Origin of the sequence: Arthrobacter sp. B1805 (genome assembly GCF_002929745.1) — a bacterium.
Lineage (GTDB): Bacteria > Actinomycetota > Actinomycetes > Actinomycetales > Micrococcaceae > Arthrobacter_D.
Map to the genome: position 1 here is coordinate 1 of NZ_PJIQ01000033.1, position 7555 is coordinate 7555.

General features: G+C 58.6%; 7 protein-coding genes. 2 read left to right on the top strand and 5 right to left on the bottom strand.

Annotation, left to right across the window (positions count from 1 at the left end; all coding sequences use genetic code 11):
- From CXQ96_RS18680 to CXQ96_RS17570, 4 genes are all read right to left on the bottom strand, one after another.
- Window positions 1-664 (bottom strand): hypothetical protein (locus tag CXQ96_RS18680; protein ID WP_219816168.1); only part of this gene is annotated, 664 nt, incomplete at its 3' end.
- 239 nt (window positions 665-903) lie between these two features.
- Window positions 904-3225 (bottom strand): S8 family peptidase, encoded by a 2322-nt coding sequence (locus CXQ96_RS17555; RefSeq protein WP_104119318.1) that lies wholly within the window; start codon window positions 3223-3225, stop codon window positions 904-906.
- Window positions 3218-4351, bottom strand: a complete 1134-nt coding sequence (locus CXQ96_RS17560; protein WP_104119321.1) for an ATP-binding protein — start codon at window positions 4349-4351, stop codon at window positions 3218-3220. Before CXQ96_RS17560 ends, CXQ96_RS17555 begins: the two co-directional genes overlap by 8 nt.
- Before the next feature lie 563 nt (window positions 4352-4914).
- A complete protein-coding gene (locus CXQ96_RS17570; protein WP_181036540.1) occupies window positions 4915-5136 on the bottom strand; it encodes a hypothetical protein in 222 nt (73 codons plus the stop codon).
- A gap of 231 nt (window positions 5137-5367) precedes the next feature.
- Between CXQ96_RS17570 and CXQ96_RS17575 the strand changes: the two genes are divergently transcribed.
- Both CXQ96_RS17575 and CXQ96_RS17580 read left to right on the top strand, forming a co-directional pair.
- Window positions 5368-5754 carry a hypothetical protein gene (locus CXQ96_RS17575; protein ID WP_133082940.1) on the top strand — a complete coding sequence of 129 codons (387 nt, stop codon included), beginning with the start codon at window positions 5368-5370 and terminating at the stop codon, window positions 5752-5754.
- 95 nt (window positions 5755-5849) lie between these two features.
- Window positions 5850-6098 (top strand): hypothetical protein, encoded by a 249-nt coding sequence (locus CXQ96_RS17580; RefSeq protein WP_146070940.1) that lies wholly within the window; start codon window positions 5850-5852, stop codon window positions 6096-6098.
- Between the two features lie 19 nt (window positions 6099-6117).
- On the opposite strand, the gene CXQ96_RS17585 is transcribed toward CXQ96_RS17580, so the two are convergent.
- Window positions 6118-7161, bottom strand: a complete 1044-nt coding sequence (locus CXQ96_RS17585) for a hypothetical protein (RefSeq protein ID WP_258059185.1) — start codon at window positions 7159-7161, stop codon at window positions 6118-6120.
- Window positions 7162-7555: the final 394 nt, after the last annotated feature.

Genomic DNA, 7555 nt, shown 5'->3' on the forward strand with positions numbered 1-7555 from the left:
ACACTGGACGACGCCACTCAGCCCTCGGAGGCAACCCCCCGATCAGCCGACTGCAACCAACGTCCTGACCCCGTACAGCTAGCTTCTTTGCGAGGGCCTGCACACCTCCCTGCTGTTCCTTTTCGATGATGCCCAGCGATCGTTGGAGCAAGCTCCAGGGATCAACGGGTGACGGTGAATGCACGATGGTCCACTCGATCTGATGGGGCTCATCCGGCGCGTCGTGACGGCACTGAAAACACGCGACTTGGACTCCGTCCTCGTAAGCACGCAAGCCAAGGACCGGGAGCGGGTCGACGCCTGGGCGCAGCTGTTGTGCGTCAGTAGAGGACCAGTGATAGACGCACCCTGCTTCAACGGTCCACCGAAGAACGTCCGCCCTGATCTTCTGACGTGCCCGTTTGCTACCGCCTGCCAGATTCGTGTACGGAATCAATACCCGGACGCAGTGGGGAAGCTTTGTCTCGATTACGGCCGGTAGCTTCTTCTCTGCCTCACGAGCTTTAGCCGGAACAGTCGTAATTACCTCCGCAGCATGCTTTCTGTCCGACGACAAAAGGTCCGGCATGCCCGGCTCAGAGTTGTCGTCGTGGTGATGAAAGCTGACTCCAAGCTCATCCGAGAGTAGGAGCCGTGCGTGCTCTTCCTCTTCCCTGACAGACACTTCCTCCACCTTCCTGCTGCGACGGCCACCCTAGGAACCAACTAGCTATCGAGCACTCGCGGCCGGGATTCGCAGGGTGACGTTCAGAGTCGTCAACGGTGGGTTAGCTGATGCTTTGTTCGAGCACAATCTTTTCCCAACTGAACCTTGCTCGTGTCGCTCGGCGGGGCACCAGAATTCGGGCACTACACCGCCGTCAGCCTTTCGTAAAGCAGCCGCCGCCATAGATAGTGATGGCGTCATGTTCGAGCTCGCAGTCTTGGCTGGACTCGCTGCATTGGTTGCAGTACTGGAAACTGCGCCCTTGCTTGGTCGTACAGCGTGCCACTCTTTGACTTGTCGATGACAGATATTAGGAGTGCGAATGGAATCTCAGAAGGGGAACTGTCGAGAGCGCCGCCGCTCTGCCTGGCAAGGTAGGAGACCTCAAGGCGTGGATTGAGCACCTCGTTCTCACGGAGGCTGATCCGTGTGCTCCGAACGGTTTCCCACTTCCCTTCGTCCCGGAGTTGGGACTCAGTCGTTGGCCCTGCTGTTCCCAACCCCTTGGTGACTGGTTCTTGCCCTGGTGTCCAACCAGCGGTCGTCAGGTCGAAGGCATCATCGCTCCGTCGGTCAAGGGTCCGGTAGATAGTTGAGGACTCGCCTTTAGGAGATCTGAAGCTGTACATCTGATCGTGAGGGCGAAATCCTAGTTCTACCGATGCTTGTGTGTACTCGGTGGCTTCTGCGGGGTCGATCGGTGACGCGTATGCGAGGGAGATTTGCACTTGCAGATCCCCGGTGGAAGCAGCCGGGATTGGAACCTGGTAACCAATCAGTTCCTTACGCTTGACGACGTCGGTGAACAAAACGTGGACTTCGTCCGGTGAGCAGTCAAGGTTGTCGTCGAAGGTCAATGGTAGTCGTCCGTACCCGACTTCGTTGATCAACTTGATGCGAGTTCTGTGGCGCTCGGCGAAATGGGCTACGAAGGCTCGAAGGACGTTTGGGCTGTAAGACGGGATTCTTGTGGTCAAGCGGGACAGGGCGTGCGTTACCACTGGGGCTGCAAAGCTGGTGCCTGCGGCGAGTTGGAAGTTTCCATCTGTTTTCATAAGCAAGAACTCGTTGCCGGCGACCCCACCGAACTGTAGACAGGAGGGTTGAATGCGGCTTCCTTGGCGACCCGGTCCCATGGACGAGTAGGGAGCTCTGCCCCAGGGTTTGGTTGGCGCTGGTGCGTCGCTCGCGCCGACGCTTATTCCGTTGACCATGTCCGCTGGTACCTGAACACGGTGAAGGCCGAGTTGCGCGTCTTTATCGCCGTCATTGCCTGCTGCAACGACGAACAGGATGTTGTGGTCCCAGGCAAGCTGATCAAGTGTGCTGGTCCACAGGTTGGGTTCCTGGTCTTCCTCCACTGCGAGAGCAGGTCCCAGACTGAGGTTGACGATGCTGTGACGACCTTCTCTAAGTACTTGGGAGATGCGGTCAAGTACCCAGTACCCCTCTAAGTCCCCCCGTATGTGAGGGGCAGGAAGCACCCGATAGTGATCGACAGGCAGGGGTGGCGGTAGTGGTGTGTCACCTGGCTGAACAAGGCCGTATGAGGCTGCGCCTCCAACCCCAGCTCCGTGGCTGAGATCGTGCGCATCCGAGGGCTCAGTTGTTAGGTCAGTGCTTCCCTCCGGAAAGAAGGGAGTTATGCCATCGAGTCCTCCGTCGAAAACGGCAACGCGTGGCAGATCTGAAGGATGAGAACTTACGGCCGGCGCTGATAGAGCCTGGATTGATCGTGTACCGAAACCGGGGCGGGGCCGGATGCCGGGCATCGGTCTGAGTACGCGAAGTGGATTGAACCTACTGGCATCCATAGCCGATCCAGCCGGCAGCTCAACCGCAGTGAAGGTGAGCCCCCCGACAGTCCGCACATAGTCGCTCAGAACTTCTCCACCCAGACTTGAGATGAGGTTTTTCCACTTCTCGAGCGTGGCTTGAGAAAGAGGAGTGGGTCTCCCACTTCGGTCAGTCTCCGGGTGAAGGACGGCTTCCCACAGACTCGCGTCCTGCTCTAGCTGCTTGAGGGGCGGCTGTGACAGCGAGACGTCATCCAAAGTTTTCAGATCTTCAAAGACGGCCCCTGAGAACTTGTTACCTGCGCCCTGCTGCAGTAGCTCGTTGAAGGTATCTAAGCCAGCATCACTCACCGAAAGTATTAGTCGACGCGTTCCTGCAGCGTTACTCCGGGTTTTTGTTCGGTAGATGCCGGTCTCGGCACGAGACCCTACCGGAATAGCATCTAGTCGACTCAGTAAATTTCCGGGGAAGCTCGAGGGTGCGATGTAGTTGGGTAGGAGTTTTGCTTCAACCAACAGCCGCTCTGCCCGCAAAGTGGGTGGCAACGCTTTTGCAGCCCGTAGAGCATCTGCCACCTTGGGAGCAAGAAGTACCCTCGCTTCTTCGGCAGTCTGTGGGTCGAACTTGTTCCCGCCGCCCGGCTTCGGTGCTGACACGTCCTTTCGAAGGCCTTCACCGTTTGCAAGAATTGGCCGACGGATTCCACTACTTGTCTCAGACATGACTGTGCTCCTTCGCACGCTTCAGGGCCGCGCTAACGGTGGGATGACTTACCTTTGCTTCGACAGCAATCTGCCGTGCTGACATGCCTAAATGAAGCGATGCGAGCATCCACAACCGGTCCCGCTCTGGTCCGGAACTGCGGTCATGCCACAGGACTTCACGGATGAGCTCGATCGAAAGTTGCGTGCCATTTAGAACGGCTCTCCGCTGAGCAAGTTCCCAAGTTCTTACTACTGCCGATCCGCTCAACCCGGTGAGAGCTTGGGCTGCAACATCAAGCACGTCATCTTCCAATCCCTCACCCCCCATATTCCCCAAGATGACGCGAACTTCTTGCACAGTTGGAAGATCCAACTCGATATGACGGTCGAATCTCCGTCCCACAGCCGGATCCAGTAATTGCGGGTGATTCGTAGCAGCTACGAGAAGACTCACTTCCGACCACTTGTCCAACTCTACGAGCAAAACATTTACTATCCGCTTCAACTCACCGATGTCCGTGTCGTCGTCGCGGCGCTTGGCTACGGCGTCAAACTCATCGAGCAGCAAAACGCAGGGACCTGTCTGGGCATACTTCAAGACGGCTTTGATGTTGCGGCCAGATGAGCCTAGGTAGCTCGATACCACCGAAGCTAGGTCAAGCGAGACCAACGGTAAATTTAGGGTGTCCGCTAGCCATTTGGCCGCGAGGGTTTTCCCAACGCCGGGAGGACCGCTTAGTAGGACTGACCGCGTGGGAGTGATACCGGCTCTTGCTAGCTCGGCGCTCCTGTCACGCTCGACAACAATTTCCTGAAGCTGAGACTGGGGTCCAGGGGCAAGGACAAGCCCGCTTCCATCTGGATCAGCGTCCACATCGACAAGAGGATGCGTCTCACCGTCCTCGGGTATCTCCCCCCGTCCGAACCGTAAATCTTGAGCGGACGCCGAAGCAGTTACTGCTCCATGGACTGCTCTACGAAAAGTCTCAGGGTCATCAACCTCCGGAGGAACCGCTCGAATCAGTCGAGCAGCCAGTTGTCGCACACCTGAAGAGTGACCGGTCGCACCCACCCGTATGAGATCAACCAGAGCCTGCTCGAGCCCTCCAGGAAAATGGTAATTTGTTGGTTTCGCCGTTGCCATGCTTACCACGGTACGGCAACTTCGCCGTTGAAGCTGACATGCTAGGTGGTAAGAAAACGTGCTTGCTTTGCTCGTGCTTACCACTTGAGGTATCTTCATTAAAGCAGGCGACCCCGATCGGCAAAGAGCCGACACCTAGGGAGTCGGCAGCCGTCGAGGTCGCGTGATTTCTCAGTTGGTCCTGGGAATCACTAGATCTTAGTTGACGATCGTCCTTTCGCGCCACCGGGCGTGTGAGACCTTCAGAGACTGGCTGCACTGCTAGAAGGGCAAGACGATGGCAAATCGCAGTTCGATCACGGGACGCTACATCTCCAATGCGGCCGCAGCGCGTCACCCGCGGACCAGCGTGAGGGAGACTGGCTCGAACAACAGCCACGGAACTCACTACAGGAACGCCTCGAGTGGTCAGTATGTGACTCCGCAGCAGGCCGCTCGCAACCCCAAGGGGACTATCCGCGAGCAGGGTTAGCGAAACAGGCGGGTGCGACCCTGGTCGCACCCGCCTCAGCCTCAGCTCCCGCTGCTTTCTTGCCCCGTTTCGATTCGTCCTGGGTGGTACTTCAGTTCCTAGACGAACTCGTTGATTCCGGCTGCTGGACAGACGCCCTGTGGTATCCGAAGCCGGTGAGTCCGCGTGGTTTGTAGATTGACAAGCCGAGGGCGAGGGCGAGGAGTGCTGCGGCTGAGTGCAGCACGGGTGAGAAGTTGGGCAGCACTTCCCCAAGTCCGATGGGTGCACTGGCGTCCCGTGCGACGTCGGCCAGGGCGGTCAGTGTCTCCATATACAGCAGGAAGACGGAGGGACCTTCGAAAATCGAGGTTAGAACCGCATAGCAACAGAAGACCCAGCTCATTTACTCATTTACTCATAAGAGTATTTGAGTAAATGAGTCCGACCCTTACGCCACTCCCCCTATTGCACTGGACTGCCCGCGGCTTCCCAAATAATCGAACTTGTGTTCTATTTTAACTCCTGCGCGAGGGACGGCAGAGGATCAGGACGGCACGGAACGATGACAGCGCAACCACTCGACAGGACATACACCACGACCTCTGGACAGGAGGCGCGGGAATCGGCTGCGTCGGCCTGGCATGTGCTCGATGAGGTGGCCGACGTGCGGTTCCTGCCCTCGGGGTTGCCGTTGGCGCTGCGCTGGCGGGGCTGCCTGTGGCAAGTCATCGGGGAACCGGTGTCGTGGTCCAGCTCGAGCAGCTGGTGGGAACCCTCCACCACTCCCCTGGGCGGCCCTGGCGGTAAGGGCAGCATGCTCACGACGAGGTTCTGGCGGTTCCAGGCACAGACCGGCCCGGCGTCGCCAGTGCTCGAGTTCGACATGAGCGCGGATCCGCGGTGGCAGGACTGGCGGCTCCGCAGGGTCACCGGCGTCGATGTGTTCTGAACCGGCGGTAGACAGGTCGTGGCCGGCCCATGGGGTCGAAGAGATATGGCAGGCATTACGCCCGGCTGATGGGCGATCGGATCGAGGAGTTCGTCATGCGGGAGGAGCTGGTCATGCTCACCGCGGCCGAGCTCGACGTCGAAAACTGTCAGCCCACCGACTTCCCGGAACCGCGCCGGGTGTACGCGTGGGTCCGCTACCCGTCGAAAGCCGTCAAAGTTCAGGCGCATGCGATCGCGTACACGCGAACTGCGGTCAAAATTCGGTTCCTCGAACCGATGATCAAAATTCACCGTGAGGGATGGGTGTGGCTTGGCGCTGTCACTCCCGCCGACCCTGACTGACCCGTTGACTTAGGCTCAGTCAGCTCTCGGCTTCATCCTCAACAACGATCCTGGGCCTTTGTACCGGCTTCGCTTCAGCCTTTCTCATCCGCTCTCGTGAAGGTCCAGCAAGTCGTTGGAGTGCATCAGTCGTTCCGCCTGAGGTGATGCGCTCTCTCAACGTCTGGCCGGTATCCTCCAGGCCGATGTGCGGTGGGAGGCCACTGGGAAGAACGAGACCTGTGAGGAGGGTAGGAATCGCTATCTCGCTGAGGTACTGGCGCAGCCTGTTCAGTTCTTGCGCAGGACCGACCCATTCTGTGAACGGCTCTGGCCGGCGAATCATCGCTGCGGTTTGCGTCTCGACCTCGATTGGTTCTCCTACCCGACCTCGTAGCAGAACGTCGCCGACACGAAGTGGTCGATGACGATGGTCCTGAGCCCCGAAAGGTGTTCGATCGTCTGACATGAACGAGCGCGCAGCGGCGATCTGGACGGTTCGGTGCTTATCCGCGTTGGAGTACGCCTGCAGGAGGAGTAGTGGATGGGCTAGCTCGACGTCGTGTCCGCTGACTGCAGCGAACCGTTTGGAGACGGAGCCGACCTTGCTCGGTTCATCCTCGAACGGCTGCAACTTTCGCACGGCTTGCCCTAAAGGGGCGCTAGAGCTGAAGGCTGTGATCTTTGTGCTCTTCATCCGGCCGACCCACTTATTAAAACCCTCCCGGTTGTCATGATCGAAGATGGGCATCGAAACTGCGCGCTGAGCTGATGGCGAGAGTCTGGGGTTTGCCTTGCTGACCAGGTGCCAGATGACGTTGTCGAGGGCGGCTCGAAGGTGGTTGATGGCCTCACTGAACAGGAACGACGCCACTGGAGGTACAGGTCTCACCGATTCGACTTCCAGCCTCATCGACGCACCCCGCCTAATGTCCAACATCGTCACCGGGCCATCGAGTGACCACTCACCTACGACGTCTCCGATTTCATAGGTCAACTGGTCCGCGCGGGCAAGCCTCAGTGCTACCGGTTCAAGCTGAGAGGGCAACCAGGCGTATGGCTCGAGGATCGGCGTGGAAGTCACCGAACCAGCATCTCAGTCGTTTGTTTGGGAAGCACTTACCCCAGGTACAACTGTGGTGAGGTCCCGCATGCCTATCCGTTCCCCCCCATACAGATAGCCCTCCGGGATCCTCTCTATGCCTCGAGAGATGATGCTCCTGCTCGCAGGATAGACCCGCTGTTGGTCCGCGCTGCAGCCTCCTGCCCACGGTAATAGTGGAAACTGATCGCGGACCCGGTGTGGCTCTCTGTCCACCTGACGCGGCTCCTTGAGTCACTGTCTTTCCCAGGACCTGTCCACCGGCCGCGATCGCTTCACGTGCCGCCGGGTATGGCTTCATAGCGCCTCTGTGTGTCAAGCGGCGGCCTTTTCGGCTTGGTGGTGGTCGTGCAGGATCTGTCGGTAGAGGACGTTG

Coding starts and splice junctions, on each gene's coding strand:
- CXQ96_RS17580 (WP_146070940.1), top strand. CDS start 5,850: ATGCGGGAGGAGCTGGTCATGCTCACCGCGGCCGAGCTCGACGTCGAA.
- CXQ96_RS17570 (WP_181036540.1), bottom strand. CDS start 5,136: ATGGAGACACTGACCGCCCTGGCCGACGTCGCACGGGACGCCAGTGCA.
- CXQ96_RS17575 (WP_133082940.1), top strand. CDS start 5,368: ATGACAGCGCAACCACTCGACAGGACATACACCACGACCTCTGGACAG.
- CXQ96_RS17555 (WP_104119318.1), bottom strand. CDS start 3,225: ATGTCTGAGACAAGTAGTGGAATCCGTCGGCCAATTCTTGCAAACGGT.
- CXQ96_RS17560 (WP_104119321.1), bottom strand. CDS start 4,351: ATGGCAACGGCGAAACCAACAAATTACCATTTTCCTGGAGGGCTCGAG.